Raw genomic sequence first — 15,897 nt, forward strand, 5'->3', positions numbered from 1 at the left:
CATACAAGAAAAGCCGACCACCATGGTCGACTCATCATTAATGTCGCATTCCTTGATAGTGACGACTGACAAACGTAATCAATAAGATCGCCAGCAACCCAAAAATGGCGCCGACATTACCAACATTCCCCAATGAGGAGAAGCGGACCGTTTCCGCCGCCGCCAAGGAACCTAATGAAATCCCAATATTGGCAAAAATCGAATTTAATGATGACGCCAAGTCTAATGACTGTGGATACTTCTTCTCAGCAATATCCAAAAACATCAGCTGGGTAGAAGCTCCATAACTAGCAAAGGTGACACAAAGAATCGCTACAATTGCAATTGCTAGCCACTTGAAATGAAAGGCTGGCGCTAGCCCCACTAATAAAATCGTCATTACAATATAGACCCATGGTAGCCGATGAACCCCACCATTATCAGCTAAATAGCCACCAAACTTATTACCAACAATAAAGAAGATGCCCATCATGAACAGCAACCAGTTGAGCCAGGTATCATCAAAGCCCATCAGGTTCGTAATGATTGGTCGAATATAGGTGTAGAAAGTATAGTCGGAAGCACAGACCGTAATCACAAATAGGGAACCAACCAGAACCCGCCGATCACGGAATAAGGAAAATTGATCGCCCAAGTGTCCGATCACTTGCGGCGTATTATGTGGTACCAACCACACTAGCAGGGCAAAAACCACCACGGTCAAGCCAGTAATCATCCAAAAGCTATCATGCCAAGAAAGCCGTTGGCTAATTACCGTTCCCAATGGTACCCCAATGACAGAAGCAATACTGAACCCAGCAAATACCCAAGAAACCAAGCTAGCCCGCTTTTCGCGTGGTGCAACGTAACTGGCCAGCACCAACACAATCGAGATAATCGCACCAGCTACTGTCGCGGTCAACATTCGGGAGAGTAGTAACGAAGCGTAATTCGTTGCCATCGCCGTCCACGTATTTCCGATAAAAAAGATCACCATTAGTGTTAATAAAACATGATGACGCTGCCAACGATTGGCCACCGAAGTAATGATTGGCGTAAAGATTGCATAAATGATCGCAAACATCGTTACTAAATAGCCAAGCGAAGACAATGAACTATGATACTCACTGGCAATATCGGGGAGCACCCCCACGATCATATACTCATTACAGCCCAGCATAAAAGCCACGAAAACAAATAAAATGGCTTGCATCCGATACTTCGACATTTTTTCACCTTCGTCTGGCGAACTAAACGCCCCTGACGTCCTTTCATTTTAGAATCACTCAATCCATTGTACGGGAAAACGAGGTTAATGAAAAGCAAATCCCGAACTTTCCGCTTGAGAAAATTCAGGATTAAATGAAGTTCTATTGATTTTGGCCTTTTCCCCATAAGAAATTGATCAACAGCTTGTCAACTTGCTTATTTTCATGAAGTTTACTATGTTGAGCCATTCGGCCATGAATCGTCTTTTCTTGATAAGAGCGCGCCCGGTTAGCTACTAAGTATCTTAAAGAGAACGCTGAGTTCAAAGGAATCTGGCTGTCTGACTTCGAACCATCATCAAGATCTCCGGCAATGTTTAAGACACGTGAAGTGGTTGGATAAGTCTGTCGTAGTGGCAACAACGCTTTGTAATTCTTTTCCATGATGGACGGTTTGCCTTCACGATTTAACGTCGTCTTCTTGTCATAACCAAAGCCCAGTCCGCCATCAAAGTGACCAGCGATCGCCACATGATGTTCCAAAGTTGGTAGATTCTGGTTATCCGCATTCTGAAGCAGATAAAACATGATCGCTAAATTTCCCATCGAGTGACCAACCAGGTTCATTTTAGTAATGCCAAAGCGCTTTTGAACCGCCTTGATTGCTGATTCAGCAAACTCACCATCACGCCGGTAATTATCATTCTTGTTATCAGCAAAGTTAACTTCCACAATGGGGTTTCGCGACTTTTTCGTGATTTTCCCTTGAATTGTCGTCTTTCCCCGTCGATCAACGTTGGCCCGAATAATGGTATTCGTCGCGCCAGCCGACTTAGCTGCGTTCGCCATTTGACGTTCAGCTCGATAGCTACTTCCCCAACCATGGAAGAAAAACGTGGCAGTCCGATTATCCACGTATTTAGCTGCTTGCGCATGTCGTTGGTGCGCCTGAACCCCCAGCAAGGCGACCACGATGACTGCCATCACTGCCAGGATAAGTGAAAACTTCTTCGTTTTTACCATATAATCACCCACTTTTCTTACTTTTCATATGCTAATATTATAACCAAATCGACTCTTAATTGTGAAATACTCATTAAGTATCTTGAACCATTCGTTTTAATTATGGAAGGAGAATTTTCGTGATTATTAAAATCTCTGATGCCGCTAGCCAATGGTTAATTCAAGAGTTAAACCTTCAGTCAGGTGATGGCGTTAAGTTTTTTGCCGCTTCTGATAAAATCCCTGCCGAACACGGTCCCAAGCAGGGATTTGCCAAAGATAACCATCCTGATCGGCCCATTTATGAAATTAAAAAAGATGGGATTAACTACCACGTCAATTTTGATGACGATTGGTTCTTTTCGAATCTCGAAACTCACATCGATTATTCAGCCACAGATGGTCTGACCTTTAAATTTCAGGGTGGTCCAGATACCGTCGCTGGGGCCTCCATCAATTATGAAAAATACTTAATGTAAAATTTACGGTTGACTTTCTCATTATTTTCTAATATTATGGTCACAATTTAAATCCTAAATTTTTCCAGAAGAGTAATTGATGGTCTGATTGCCCAGCGAGCTGCGGTTGATGAAAAGCGGCCTATCAGCCTTAACGAAGATGGTCTGGTAATCGTGAACTGGCGAACTATTAGTCAGCTCCGGGTCCGCCCGTTAACGCGGCCGAGTCTCCAATTTGGGCACTCAGTAAGGAGGTTACTGTGAAGTAATCTTAAATTCGGGTGGTAACACGTGTTAACTAAACGTCCCGCAAATTGCAATTTGCAGTTTGCGGGATTTTTTTATTTGAAGGAGGAATTGACAATGACAGAATCATTAAAAGAATATCTCTTAAACCATTGGCAGGACTTTAGCGACCTCTTACGTTTTAAAACCATTGCAGCCCAAAATATTGGCATTCATGCTACCAGTGACTGGTTGGTTCAACAATTTCAGCAACTAGGGGCTGACCAGGTTGAAAAGTGGACTGACCAGGGCGGTAATCCCGTGGTCTTCGCGAATTTTCAAGGCAAGCACGATCAGACAGTGCTTTTCTATAACCACTACGATACGCAACCAGCAGAACCACTAGACCAATGGGATACTGATCCATTTGAGCCAACCGTTCACGATGGTACACTATTTGCCCGCGGGGTGGCTGATGACAAAGGTGAACTAATTTTTCGTTTAACCCTGCTAAAGTATTATCAAGAACACGGCGGTCTACCAGTGAACATTAAATTCTACGTTGAAGGTGAAGAAGAAATCGGTAGCAGTCACGTCATTAAGTACACTACCGCACACCAAAAAGAGCTCCAAGCGGACGCCGTCATTTGGGAAGGTGGCGCGAAAAATGCCGCAGGCCAGCTCGCAATTACTGGTGGTCTGAAGGGCATTGCCTGCGTCGAGCTTACTGTCACCACCGCAAATGCCGACCTGCACTCTTCCAAAGCCGCTTACGCCGAATCAGCACCGTGGCGCCTCACGAAAGCGTTAGCTAGCCTACGCGATGACTCGACCGGGGAAATCAAAATCGCCGGCATCTATGATGATGTCACAGCGCTGACCCCCAAAGAATCATCTTTCGTGGAAAAACTTAATTTTAACGCGGCTAAAACCGCTCAAGCCGAGGGCTTAAGTTGCCCATTGTTAACTAAGACTCCTAAACAAGCCCTAGCTAATGAACCCACCATCAATATCGAAGGGCTGACTGCCGGTTATCAAGAAGCGGGCGTTAAAACCGTCCTCCCGCGTTTAGCCACGGCAAAACTAGACTTTCGGCTTGCCCCTAGTCAAGAACCAACACGAATCCCCAAGTTGGTTCGTCAGCAATTAGTGAAGAATGGCTTTCCTGATGTCAAAGTTAAATACCTCGTTGGTCAACCAGGCTTTCGGAGTGATATTAAGCACCCATTTGTCCAACTCGTTAATAAAACTGCCAAGCAAGTTTATGGTAACAATGGCGTTGAATATGTTTTAAATAGCGCCGGGGCTGGCCCAGCATATGCGTTCGGTCGGCTATTAAAACTGCCAGTTCTGGGCTTTGGGATCGGTAATGCCAATTCACGGGCCCACGGTGCAAACGAAAACGTCAAGTTAAGCGATGCTGTCCAAGCGGTAACACTGCTTGACCAAGTTTTACAGCAACTTTAAAAGGGATGGGCACATTGCCTATCCCTTTTAAAATACTCCCAACGTTAATTTAGCATAGTCAGTCATCCGGTCTCTGGTCCAGCGTGGTGAAGTGATAAATTCAACATCCACGTTTGTAACTTCGGAAACACGCATAACAGCTTCTTTTATCCGTTTGGCTAGGACACCAGTCAACGGGCATCCCAAAATTTCCAAGGTTAATTCGACTAAACAAATCCCGTTGGCATCAAGATCAATCCTTTCAACAAATCCCATATTCACAATATCCATGCCTAGCTCCGGATCAACCACCGTCGCTAATTCAGCAATAATATCATTTTTAATAATTTCTGGCGTTCTTGTTGTCGTCATCGCTATGCATCCTTACCAAAAATTTTCGCCTTGATTGCTTGTCCAGTCGGTGTCCCGGCCAAGCCGCCAATCCCCGTTTCCCGTAAGGAAGCTGGTAACTGCTTGCCAACCTTATCCAAGGCCATGATACATTCATCTGCCGGAATTTTACTAATACAACCGGCTAATGCGAGGTCCGCAGCTACTAAGGCGTTCGCGGTTCCAATCGCATTCCGTTTGACACAAGGAATTTCGACGAGGCCCGCAATTGGATCACACACCAGACCCAGGAGGTTACTAATGGCAATTGAAAGGGCCTCCGCACTTTGCTGCGGAGTTCCGCCAGCCGCTTCCACCGCTGCAGCTGCCCCCATCGCTGAGGCACTACCAACTTCAGCTTGGCAACCACCAGTGGCCCCGGCAATTCCGGCATGGTTAGCAATGATTAAGCCTAAGCCACCAGCGGTAAATAAGAACCGGATCAATGCATTTTCATCTAGATTCAGTCGCTCCTGCAGTGCTTCAATCACCCCAGGAAGCGTCCCTGCTGAACCGGCCGTTGGGGTTGCACAAATTACCCCGAGCGAGGCATTGACTTCGCTCGTGGCCATCGCGGCTTGCACCGCCCCCATCATCGTGTCCCCCGCCAGTGATTGGTGGTGCTTACGATATTCACGAATTTTAACGGCCTCACCGCCAGTTAACCCGGTTGGCGAGTGAACACCGTCGCCAGTCTCACCTTTGGTAACGGCCTGACGCATGGTGTCTAAATTGTGCTTCATTTTGGCCCACACTTCTTCACGTGGAACCCCAGAACTTTCAACTTCCGCTTCGATAATTAAGTCAGCGAGCGGCTTATCACGATCGTTCGCGGCTTGAACGATTTCTTTAATACTATCAAACATCGTAGTTCCCCTATTTTAGACAAACGATTCCCTTAAACTTTTCCTTCAGTTCAGCGATTTGTTGCGGTTTCAAATATTTCAGCATATCGAATTCGTATAAATTACCATCGTGCACTAATTTGGTTTGTTGTTTTTTCAATTTAGCACTTTGGTCCAACATCTTCGCTAACAGATTAACGAGTCGCCGGTTCTTATCCCGATCAAGGTACAACACAATCGGTAATGGTCCCGTTGGATGAATTTCAACCCCTTGCACCTGAATCGACCGAATTTCAATTGCGCCACCACCAACGGAACAACCGCCCACCTGAGTATTATGTTTTCCACCATCGGACAGGTCCAAAATTGCTGTATTCGGATGGTGAATCGGGCTCGGTCCATCCTCTTCCACGAAGCGGATATCAATGCCTGCTTGTTTCGCTAACTCGGGCGCCAGTGGCACCCGAGCATCATCAGGCGGAAATCCCATAATCCCAGCCGCTAGGGCAAAATCAGTCCCATGTCCACGGTGGGTCTGGGCGAATGATTCATAATAATGAACCGTGACTTTCTTGGGTACTTCTTGAAAAATTGAGCGGGCGGCTTTACCAATGGCCACCGCGCCAGCAGTATGCGAACTAGAGGGCCCGACCATAATCGGTCCAATAATGTCAAATACGCTCCGGTAGTTGCCGCTCATGATTTGATTACTCCTTCAATGATTTAATACTTTAATTATAAAGCGTTTACGAACAAAAATGGACCATGATTTTAAATAATCATGATCCATTTATTTATTGAGTTACCAAATAGTCAAGAATCCGGAACATCACTTGTTGATTTTGGGCCGGCACCCCATGAGCAATAATCTCTGCCGGGGTCTGATGCAAATCATTATGGTCAAGTGCATATTCACCATCATTAACTACAATCTCTCGAACGTTATCCGCTAATGGTTCAAAGTGAAACTGCAGTCCCACCATGTTATCGAGCACAAAGCCCTGATTTTTGACTAAATCACTCGAGAACAACAGCTGGGCACCATTCGGGATGGAAAACATTTCCTGGTGCCAATGCAGCGCCGTTAACTTATCCGGAATATCTTTAATTACATCCGTTTGTCGGTAGACCGGCGCCCAACCTACTTCTTTGTGCGGAGCAGCACCCACTTTACCACCGAATGCCTTGGCAATTTGTTGGGCGCCAAAACACGCTCCGAAAATTGGCTTACGCTGACCATGCAGTTCACGAATCAAAGCCCGTTCTTGATGAATCCAATCGTCATTATCGTTAGGGCTCATCGGGCCACCCAAAATTACGAGCAAATCAGTTTCCGCTGCCGTTGGCAACTTATGAAACTGGGCCGGATGATAAATGTATAACTCATGGTCACGGGCGTGTGACCACTCTTTAATTGATCCAGGACCTTCATTCGGGGTGTGCTGCAGTACATTAATTCGCATAATTATCCTTTCCAGCAACGGCAAAGTTGAGTTAGGTTTCGCCTGCACAGACCTAAGATTGACGTTATTTTACTACAAATTCAGTAATTGTAAATAGTTAATGACTGTCAGCAATTCTGGTAAAATTACTGGAAACATCAACATTCGCTGTTGGATGACAACGGGGATCGCCATCACGACTTTGGTCAACTAAGGCCACCGGTTTGCCGTGGTGAAAAGCAAAGAAATAAGTAATCCGGTTAGGCAGTGGCGGTTCAGTTCCATCATAATTGTAAATTGCGACCACGTTGTAGTCATATGGTCCCTTGCCGGATGGTGCCCACCCAATTGAGCCACCATCTGGGGTAATTTCGCGTTTGAGATCATTCGGGTAGTTACCGCCAACCGACACATGCAGTTGATTGCTCCCATCATACTTTTGATAGGATTGGTGCATTGTTGGGGCCCACGAGCTAATAAAGGCTTCTAATTGCCGATCCTTTGTCCCATTCCATAATGCATCAGCTTGACGGTTACTCTGTTGTTTTTCGTCAGTAGTTTGATTGCTCGTTGAGGCCCCCGTAGCTGGTTCCGATGAGCTGCTTTCCGTCGCCGGATTCCGATGATTCGTCGGTGAACTTTGCTGACCACAGCCCACTAGCAAAATTACCATCCCCAAAATTGATAAACCGACACCAATTCTTTTCATTTATTCAAACTCCTCTTCAATTTTCTGTGTCTATTATTAACGATTTTATATAATTTGCCAAGGGTTATTTAGCCTTTAAAAACGTTAAGACCGTCGCATTCGACCATTTCTCGCAATAGCGGTAGCCCAGATTAAACTGCTTAACCTGTTCTAAGGTTGTTGCCTGTTGACGAGCTAAAAATCGGACCATATTACCACGGGCCATTTTTGCTAACGTAGCTTTTTGTTTGGGTCGACCATCAATGATTTCCACAAACCGACATGTGATAAATTGTCGATTTTCATCGGCGTAAGGCTGAATCGCCTTGCTGTATTCCTGTGAAGCCAAGTTCAGGACTAAGCGATCATTCTGATACAAATCGTTTGCTAACCGGTCGCCCCAAAACTGGTACAGGTTTTGGGTGCCGTTGACATGCGCCCGATCACCCATCCCAAGACGGTATTGAACAATCCCATCAAACGGGCGAAGCATTCCATAAAATCCTGACATAATCTTGAGGTGGTGTTGCACATATTTAAGTTCTTCATCAGAGAAGACATCCGGGGCCATATACTGATATTGCAATCCCGTAAAGGCGATGATTGCCGGCGTCAAACGATCCCGCAGGTTCATTTGGTGAACCCATTCATAATTTGGTCGTGCCAGTCGCTCACTGCAGTTCCACCATAACCGATGAATTTCCTGATACGAAAGTTGTCTTAAGTAATTAAGAATTTGGGCCGTTGCCTTTAAATACTGTGGTAATGCTGCCACCGGAAATGCATCTAAATCAGTTTGCATTCGACGGGCAGGTGAAATAATAATTTGCATTTTTCTCCTATTTCCGAACAATAAACGAATAATTAATTTTAAAAATTTGTGAAATAATTAATTATATTAAAAAACCATTGCATAATGTTTGCATATAAGCTATATTACGGGTGTTGGGGTAGGAACTTCTGGGTTACTGTCCACCGGAACGGAATGTGAACGGTGGAAGAAGGCGCAAGCTGCCTTGAAGTTCCGCATTCACCACTCGACTAATCGTCAATGTGTTCCCTAACAAATTAAAAATCAGGGAGGATGATTGACTATGTCAATTCTATCATTTTCAGGTCCTCGATGGACCACACGTTATTTAACCCTTGCTGCTATGTTAACGGCCCTTGAAGTCATCTTAGGTAAAATTTCAATTGGTGACCCCGCCGTGCTCAAGATCGGTCTGGGTTTTATCGCTACCGCACTGGTTGGTTACTGTCTTGGCCCATGGATGGGCGGAATGGTCATGATCGTTACTGACATCATCAGTAATACCGTCTTGAACACCGGAAATTTGTTTTTCCCCGGCTTTACGCTTTCTGCCTTTATCTCAGGTGTCATTGCCGGCATGTTCCTTTACAATCAGCAGTTGACCTGGCAACGGGTATTGATCTACGAATTTTGCCAAATCCTCATTACCAACGTTATTTTTACGACCCTTTGGATCTACATCATGAGTTTAAATGCTAATTCAACTGGACGGACTTTTACTGCGCTGCTAGCAATCCGTCTGCCCAAGGAGATCATTTCATGGCCCATTCAAAGTTTGATTATCTTGGTGGTCCTCCGCGCCTTCAGTCGAACGCGTCTGAATAAATTCTCGAAATAAATGAAAAGCTTGAAATTGAGTGGTTGACAACTCGATTTCAAGCTTTTTTATTACTTCTGCCAAAGAAAGTTATTAATTAATTTAAAGATCCGCTGATTTTCATGGAGGCTGCTATGGTTGTACTGCTTTCCATTGAACATTTGGATCCGGAAGGAAGCCGGTCGCTCTCCCAACATTGCCCGAATTGAACGGGTCGCGGCGTTAGGAACCCGACCATCAGAGCCATGTCCGGTGTTGCCGGCAATTACTAAAACGTGGGCGTGTGGATAAACCTGCTTGAGGTTATCCATGTGTTGGCGCATCTTTTCCACGTTGGACCGATCACGCGTCCAGCCGGAAAGGCCACCACCAGCAATGACCACTTGTTTTTGCAATTTTGGCATTCCGGATTGTGAACCATAATCATTCAAATAACTAAATGCGTCCATATTCCCCATTGAGTGGGCAACAAAGTTATACTTAGTCAGCTGATCACGCTTTTGTAAAGCCAGAATCACATTACGGATATATTTAGCTCCTTCTGCCATATCGGTTTGTTTATTATTGACTAAATTAACTTCCACAATTGGGTTCCGCTTACCGGCCAGTCGATCACCAGAAATTGTTACCTGGCCATCTTTGGCAACCGTCGCTCGGGCAACGGTCTTGGTTACTCCAGCTTGCTTGGCCGCTTTAACCATTGATTCTTCAGCATGGTAACTGCTCCCGTATCCATGAATAAAGATGGTGGGCGTCGTGGAATGAACCCACTGCTGGGTTGAGCGTTGTTTTGCTAATGCCAAACCGCTACTAACCACAACTACCATTGCAGCCACTAGCCACATTAATGACCAATTTTTCATTCAACAACCTCCTTATTAATGCGAATGTTGGAATTCTTGACGATTGGTGTGGAAGAACTGGGCAATCACTAATGCAAAGCATAAAATAGCAAAACATGTAATAAAGCCAACCTGGATCCCAACCGCTGAAGTACCAACATGATAGTACCGATCCGTCAGGTTTACCATTGCGACCACAAAGGCCATCCCAAAACTAGCCGCAATCTGCCGGGTCGTGTTAAACATGGCGACCCCATCCGGCAACTGGTCTTGTGGTAATAGTGCCAACGCCTCCGTCTGCAACGGAATTAACAGCATCACAATTCCAAATTGCCGAACAAATTGCCAAAAGGCCGCAAAAACCGCGCCACTGTGAACACCAATAAACGCCTGCATCGCAGTTCCAAAGAGATCCACTACCAGTCCATACGTAACCATCCAGCGAATTGGGTAGCGATCAAAGAGCTTCCCGCTAATTGGCGACAGTAAACCGGTTGATAGCGCCCCTGGTAAAATCACTAGTCCTGAAATAAATGCACTTTGGTGCATAACATTTTGGACCAGAAGCGGCAGTAAGATTGTATTGCCATACATTGTTGAAACCAAAAGGCAATTAACCATTACTGCTAACGTAAACTGAGTATGGCGAAAGATGCGCAGATTCACAAATGGATGCGTACTATGCCACTGGGAACCAATGAATAAGATTAATGATAATAAGCCAATAAACAGCGCTCCGGCCACCCCGAAGCTCAAGAATGGTTCACTGCCGAAATTAGAAAAGCTATTTAACAAGAACCATAAACTGATACTACACGTCACTAAGCCGGTGACATTAAATTGCGGATTTTCCTTTGTGGATAACTTCGGCATCTCCACCCATGACAAGATGAGCGTCACGATAATGAACGGCAAAATCAGGATGAATAGGTACCGCCAACTAAAGAAATCGAGGATCAATCCTGCGACCGAAGGCCCGATAATCGGTGAAAAATTAAATGCTAAGCCGACAATGCCCATAACGGCACCTTGGTGACCATCCGCAGCATACTTCATCGCCATCACATTGACGAGGGGCATCATAATCCCGGAACCAATGGCCTGGATCATCCGCCCGGCCACAATGATATTAAAGGTTGGTGCGGTTGCCCCAATGATTGTCCCAATTCCAAAAATGGCGGTAAAAATCAGGAAGAGGTTCCGATAACAATACTTCTTAATCAAGTAAGCACTGACCGGGATCATTAAAGCATTGACCAGCATATAGCCATTACTAACCCACTGCACCCTGGCAGATGATAAGCCAAACGTCCGCATCAACGTTGGCAGGGCAATGTTCATCATCGTGGAACACATAATTCCAAAGAAAGTGCCCAGGATCATGATTGATAATACAAATTTTTGTTTTCGACTCACAATTGACTCCTCTGAATTTGAATGCTTATTCAGCATACACGCGATCGGAGCAAAACACAATCAAAAACGGCAGAACCCTTGCAAAGTTCCACCGGTTAATAACTAATCACTGACTTTAATATAAGATTTAATAACCTTGCGATCCGCCATGGCTTGATAGGCATCATTGATCTGATCCAACGTAAAGGTCTTCGTAAAGACTTTCCCTGGATTAATCTTGCCATCCAAAACTGCCTTTAAAAGAACTTGTTTATCATATGTCGTCACTGAGGCGGGACCGCCAGCAATCGCGGTGTTGGTATAGAACGGCGCGGTCATATCCATTGCTGGGGTATGTGGCAAACCAACTCGGCCAACAACTGCCCCAGGACGAGCAACCTTTAAAGCGGTGTTCGTGGATTGCTCTGTTCCCACACATTCAAGGACGGCATCAGCACCGCTCCCGTGCGTAAGATCCATGATTGCTTTGATTGCCTCATCACCACGGGCCGCGACGTTATCCGTTGCGCCAAATTCAATTGCCAATTGGTGACGATCTTCATGTCGACTAGTTGAAATAATTCGACTGGCCCCCCGTAACTTAGCCGCAATAATGGCAGAAAGACCAACGGCACCATCACCCATGACGACTACCGTATCACCAGGTTTAACGTTGGCTACGCGGGCTGCGTGATAACCAGTGGCCATCACATCAGCTAAGGTCAAAAGCGACTTCAGCATTCCTTCACTGTAATCACTTGGTTGACCCGGAATTTTAACGAGTGCCCATTGACCATGTTGGAACCTGATGTATTCTGCTTGAGTACCTACAGAGAAATTATCATTATGGTCCTGACAAACACCATCGAAGCCCGCTAAACAAGCAGCGCAATGACCGCAGCCATGGGTAAACGGGGCAATCACAAAATCCCCCGGCTTGACTGTTGTAATATCACTGCCAACTGCCTCGACAATGCCCAGGGCTTCATGGCCAGAATTTTCCGAATTCGGTTCCACCGGATTAATTCCCCGAAAGTTCCATAAGTCTGATCCGCAAACGCATGCCCTGACGACCTTTAAAATCACATCATCAGGCTGCTGAATTCCCGGCTTTGGCGAATCAATAATCTTAACTTCGCCGGATTTAGCAAAAATGGCATTCTTCATCATTATGACTTCCCTTCACGATACAAAGTTTAACGCTACCACTTTTATTGTAATTCTTCTGCCGATCATTATGAAATACTAATTATTAATGATCATTAATAACTAAAATGTATCAAACGGCACTACCTATTGGCGAGATCGCCGCCCTTGGCAGTGATAATTAATTAGCGACAGGAGCAATGTTAAGAACGTTAAAGTCACTGTCATCATAAAGTCGAGACGTCCCCCAGCATACGTCCGCATGGCCATCGTTCCGGCTCCATGGTTTTGAAAAATTGCCATTAAAGACGCGAGAAAGACAACTCCAGTGGCTCCAGCAAATTGTTGAATCATGTTAAATAATGAACTGACGTCCGCCGCATTGTTGGCCGATACATTCACCGTGGCATTTGAAATCGTGTTTGAAAACGCAAAATTAAACCCCGACCGTAAGATGATAAAGAAAATCATCATCCAAAATGGTGTTAAGTAATCCTGACCCAGCCAAAATAGCAATCCGCCAATTACAAACAAAGTATTCCCCAAAAGCACCGGCAATTTAAAACCATACCGGTCAGCTAGATGACCCGCAAAAGGAGAAATCATCGCACCACAAATGGCTCCTGGTAGCAAGATCAGTCCCGAAATAAAGGCAGAAGCATGTAACGTATATTGTGCATAAACCGGAATCACTAGTGAAATCCCAATATTAATAAATTGTAAGTTGAAATAATTCCAGCCGTTCAGCGCGACTGCCAAGTGTTTAAAGATTCCGAGATCAACCAGCTCTGTCGGTCCTGTTGTATTGACTTTGATAAATCCAGCAAAGAGCAGTAGTGACAAACCTAGGAACAACCAAAATTTTCCGTCAAATCCAGTCTTGCCAATCATTGATAAGGCATAGATCCACACCACCATCGCGGACGCCAGCAACATAAAGCTAGTGGTACTAAATGGCTTAGTTTCAGTTAATTCAATATTTGTAATCAACCATTGACCCAGTAATAGAGAAACAATCGCAAGCGGCAAAATGAGCCAAAAAATCATCCGCCAAGACATACTCGTGGCTACCAAACCACCATACGTCGGTCCCAACGCCGGGGCAAAAGAAATCACCATCGCCGCAATTCCCGTCATTGAGCCCAACTTTTCTCGAGGAATTTTCGTAAAAATCAATTGGAACATCATTGGGGTCGAGAGTCCAGTCGCCGCCGCTTGAATAAACCGTCCCAACAACAAGATCGGAAAATTACCTGCCACCGCGCAAATCACGTCACCAATCATAAAAGCCGCGACCGCAATCAAGTGCAAATGCTTAATTAAAACCCGCTTCAGTAAAAAGGAAGTGGTCCCCATCACAATCGTCACCATCAATAAGTACCCAGCGGTAATCCATTGCGTCGTATCCAGTGAAATGCCAAAGACCCGCGATAATTCAGGATAGGTTACGTTAGTTGCCGTTTCCGTTAAAATTCCAATAAAACTTAGCAGTGCCACCGAAAAGATTGCACCATACGTTCGACCACTCACTCTGTCATTCTTCGCCAAATCATTTCCTCCTCAAAATAAAAAGCTACGGCAGTCTGCTCTGCCATAGCCATCATGTTTTCTTATATTTTACTTGAATCCCGTGGCAAAAAGCAAAGGGGGAAATTAATTAATTGCAGATAAATTTAGCTGACCGCTGGAATATAACACTGCCTGGCCAGCTAACTTAGTCACCGGACCGGCGTACGTACAGTATAAAATGCCGCTCCGTGGGGAAGCTTGATAAGCCACAAGTTGCTTTTTGCCTAAACGACGTGCCCAATATGGAATAATGTGGCAATGACCACTTCCGCAAACCGGATCTTCTGGAACCGCAAGCTTTGGAGCAAATGATCGCGATACACAATCATATTGCTGACCGGGGGCCGTCACATTTTGCAAAAGACCATCCAGCTGGGCCAGCTTAGCTTGATCGGGTTGCATGTTGATGATGGTTTGGGGATCATCAAAGACACACAGCAAATCCCGACCCAAGTAGGCCTTTTGAGGCGTGGCCCTAAATGCCGCCGTCATGGCAGCCGTTACTGGCACTGCTTTAAGATCGTAAGATGGAAATTCCATCTCATATTGATCGTCCTGCTTTGTCACCAGGAGTTTTCCGCTTTGCTGGGTCTGAAAAGTAATGGTGGTAGTCTCCAATGGGGCAGCTGTTTGGAAAATTACAAACGCCGTTGCCAAAGTCGCGTGCCCACACAAGTCGATTTCACCACCCGGGGTAAACCACCGCAGATCATAATGACTATCATCACGGCGAATCGAAAACGCCGTTTCAGAAAACCGATTCTCTTGTGCAATTTTCTTCATTAACGTTGCACTTGGCCATTCATTAACAAAACAAACCGCAGCTGGATTGCCTTTAAATAATTCATCGGTAAAGGCATCCACAATATACATTTTGATCATGGTTATTCCTCCTTAGCAGCGACACAGCGCCGGTAAATATTCATCATAAAAGGTCACTACCCGCCGTTGCGCTAATAGCCCAATCACGGTCCCAACGTGGACGGCATAGAGTGTCTGGTTGTGTAAAACACAAACTATGATAATGATCACTGGTAATAGCAAATTAAAGCCCATCGTAAAGCGGACACTGAAATGACGTTTTAAGGTCATCGATAGATCATCCTGCGGATGACAACAATTTGCTTGTTGATAGCTGGCCACCCCAGCAAAAGCAACTAATAATCCTGCCAGATCACACACCAGTCGCCAGCCAATGGCGAGCCGATCCACACCGAAAAATCGCCACCCATCCGCAAACCATTGCATCAAGAAGCTGTACGGAATTAAAAAAGCAAATTCCTTACCTAAACCGCCCCAATTCAGCCACCCGCTAATCGCCGCATTTAACACGATCACAACCAAGCCTTCCGTAAAAATCGTGGCCGTCATCGTCCAATGTAGAGCATGCATCATGTTCACAATGGAAGCCGGCCAAGGCATACTTCCCATGTTTGTAACAATCGTAAGTGATTGCCCAAAGGCATTTAGGATGATTGCTAATGCAACCGTCAATCCACGTCGCATTCTTCCTCCTTAACAAAAAACAATTTCCCGGGAAATACCCAGAAAATTGTGCGATCGATTAATCTGATTTTTTGGCATTATTTAATGACTTCATAATTGAAGGGTTCTTAGAATGACAGTCCTTCAAC

The 15,897-nt window shown here is 45.2% G+C and carries 17 protein-coding genes and 1 riboswitch; of the genes, 3 read left to right on the plus strand and 14 right to left on the minus strand.

Annotated elements, in window-relative coordinates; all coding sequences use genetic code 11:
* Positions 1–37 precede the first annotated feature (37 nt).
* Both Q0C76_RS02575 and Q0C76_RS02580 read right to left on the minus strand, forming a co-directional pair.
* Positions 38–1,207 (minus strand): MFS transporter, encoded by a 1,170-nt coding sequence (locus Q0C76_RS02575; protein ID WP_295729352.1) that lies wholly within the window; start codon positions 1,205–1,207, stop codon positions 38–40.
* 142 nt (positions 1,208–1,349) lie between these two features.
* Positions 1,350–2,210: an alpha/beta hydrolase gene (locus Q0C76_RS02580; protein WP_295729354.1), complete on the minus strand. Its 861-nt coding sequence runs from the start codon at positions 2,208–2,210 to the stop codon at positions 1,350–1,352.
* Between the two features lie 119 nt (positions 2,211–2,329).
* Between Q0C76_RS02580 and Q0C76_RS02585 the strand changes: the two genes are divergently transcribed.
* A complete protein-coding gene (locus tag Q0C76_RS02585; RefSeq protein WP_295729356.1) occupies positions 2,330–2,668 on the plus strand; it encodes a HesB/YadR/YfhF family protein in 339 nt (112 codons plus the stop codon).
* A 342-nt stretch (positions 2,669–3,010) separates the two neighbouring features.
* Positions 3,011–4,339: a M20/M25/M40 family metallo-hydrolase gene (locus Q0C76_RS02590; RefSeq protein WP_295729358.1), complete on the plus strand. Its 1,329-nt coding sequence runs from the start codon at positions 3,011–3,013 to the stop codon at positions 4,337–4,339.
* Positions 4,340–4,366: 27 nt separating this feature from the next.
* On the opposite strand, the gene Q0C76_RS02595 is transcribed toward Q0C76_RS02590, so the two are convergent.
* The 6 genes from Q0C76_RS02595 to yaaA all read right to left on the minus strand — a co-directional run bounded on the left by Q0C76_RS02595 (position 4,367) and on the right by yaaA (position 8,515).
* Positions 4,367–4,690, minus strand: a complete 324-nt coding sequence (locus Q0C76_RS02595; protein ID WP_295729360.1) for a metal-sulfur cluster assembly factor — start codon at positions 4,688–4,690, stop codon at positions 4,367–4,369.
* 2 nt (positions 4,691–4,692) lie between these two features.
* On the minus strand, positions 4,693–5,574 hold the full coding sequence (sdaAA, locus tag Q0C76_RS02600; RefSeq protein ID WP_295729362.1) for an L-serine ammonia-lyase, iron-sulfur-dependent, subunit alpha: 882 nt from the start codon (positions 5,572–5,574) through the stop codon (positions 4,693–4,695).
* A gap of 10 nt (positions 5,575–5,584) precedes the next feature.
* Entirely contained in the window at positions 5,585–6,253 is a 669-nt protein-coding gene (sdaAB, locus tag Q0C76_RS02605) for an L-serine ammonia-lyase, iron-sulfur-dependent subunit beta (protein ID WP_295729364.1), read from the minus strand.
* A 94-nt stretch (positions 6,254–6,347) separates the two neighbouring features.
* Positions 6,348–7,016 carry a type 1 glutamine amidotransferase gene (locus Q0C76_RS02610; protein WP_295729366.1) on the minus strand — a complete coding sequence of 223 codons (669 nt, stop codon included), beginning with the start codon at positions 7,014–7,016 and terminating at the stop codon, positions 6,348–6,350.
* Between the two features lie 97 nt (positions 7,017–7,113).
* Positions 7,114–7,704 (minus strand): DUF4767 domain-containing protein, encoded by a 591-nt coding sequence (locus Q0C76_RS02615; RefSeq protein WP_295729368.1) that lies wholly within the window; start codon positions 7,702–7,704, stop codon positions 7,114–7,116.
* Positions 7,705–7,768: 64 nt separating this feature from the next.
* The gene (gene yaaA / locus Q0C76_RS02620; RefSeq protein ID WP_295729371.1) at positions 7,769–8,515 is read right to left on the minus strand and encodes a peroxide stress protein YaaA; all 747 of its coding nucleotides are present in this window, start codon (positions 8,513–8,515) and stop codon (positions 7,769–7,771) included.
* A 112-nt stretch (positions 8,516–8,627) separates the two neighbouring features.
* Positions 8,628–8,721: riboswitch (THF riboswitch) on the plus strand.
* A 56-nt stretch (positions 8,722–8,777) separates the two neighbouring features.
* On the opposite strand from yaaA, the gene Q0C76_RS02625 reads away from it, so the two are divergent.
* Positions 8,778–9,332: a folate family ECF transporter S component gene (locus Q0C76_RS02625; protein WP_295729372.1), complete on the plus strand. Its 555-nt coding sequence runs from the start codon at positions 8,778–8,780 to the stop codon at positions 9,330–9,332.
* 50 nt (positions 9,333–9,382) lie between these two features.
* On the opposite strand, the gene Q0C76_RS02630 is transcribed toward Q0C76_RS02625, so the two are convergent.
* From Q0C76_RS02630 to Q0C76_RS02655, 6 genes are all read right to left on the minus strand, one after another.
* Positions 9,383–10,174 carry an alpha/beta hydrolase gene (locus Q0C76_RS02630; RefSeq protein WP_295729373.1) on the minus strand — a complete coding sequence of 264 codons (792 nt, stop codon included), beginning with the start codon at positions 10,172–10,174 and terminating at the stop codon, positions 9,383–9,385.
* A gap of 15 nt (positions 10,175–10,189) precedes the next feature.
* Positions 10,190–11,569, minus strand: a complete 1,380-nt coding sequence (locus Q0C76_RS02635; protein ID WP_295729375.1) for a DHA2 family efflux MFS transporter permease subunit — start codon at positions 11,567–11,569, stop codon at positions 10,190–10,192.
* A 102-nt stretch (positions 11,570–11,671) separates the two neighbouring features.
* Positions 11,672–12,715 (minus strand): zinc-binding dehydrogenase, encoded by a 1,044-nt coding sequence (locus Q0C76_RS02640; RefSeq protein WP_295729552.1) that lies wholly within the window; start codon positions 12,713–12,715, stop codon positions 11,672–11,674.
* Positions 12,716–12,841: 126 nt separating this feature from the next.
* The gene (locus Q0C76_RS02645) at positions 12,842–14,242 is read right to left on the minus strand and encodes an MFS transporter (RefSeq protein WP_295729378.1); all 1,401 of its coding nucleotides are present in this window, start codon (positions 14,240–14,242) and stop codon (positions 12,842–12,844) included.
* Between the two features lie 105 nt (positions 14,243–14,347).
* Positions 14,348–15,145, minus strand: a complete 798-nt coding sequence (locus Q0C76_RS02650; protein ID WP_295729381.1) for a PhzF family phenazine biosynthesis protein — start codon at positions 15,143–15,145, stop codon at positions 14,348–14,350.
* A 12-nt stretch (positions 15,146–15,157) separates the two neighbouring features.
* Complete coding sequence (locus Q0C76_RS02655; RefSeq protein WP_295729384.1) at positions 15,158–15,769, minus strand: sugar permease; 612 nt, start codon at positions 15,767–15,769, stop codon at positions 15,158–15,160.
* Positions 15,770–15,897: the final 128 nt, after the last annotated feature.

The organism is uncultured Limosilactobacillus sp. (assembly GCF_934202705.1).
In the GTDB taxonomy this organism is placed as follows: domain Bacteria; phylum Bacillota; class Bacilli; order Lactobacillales; family Lactobacillaceae; genus Limosilactobacillus.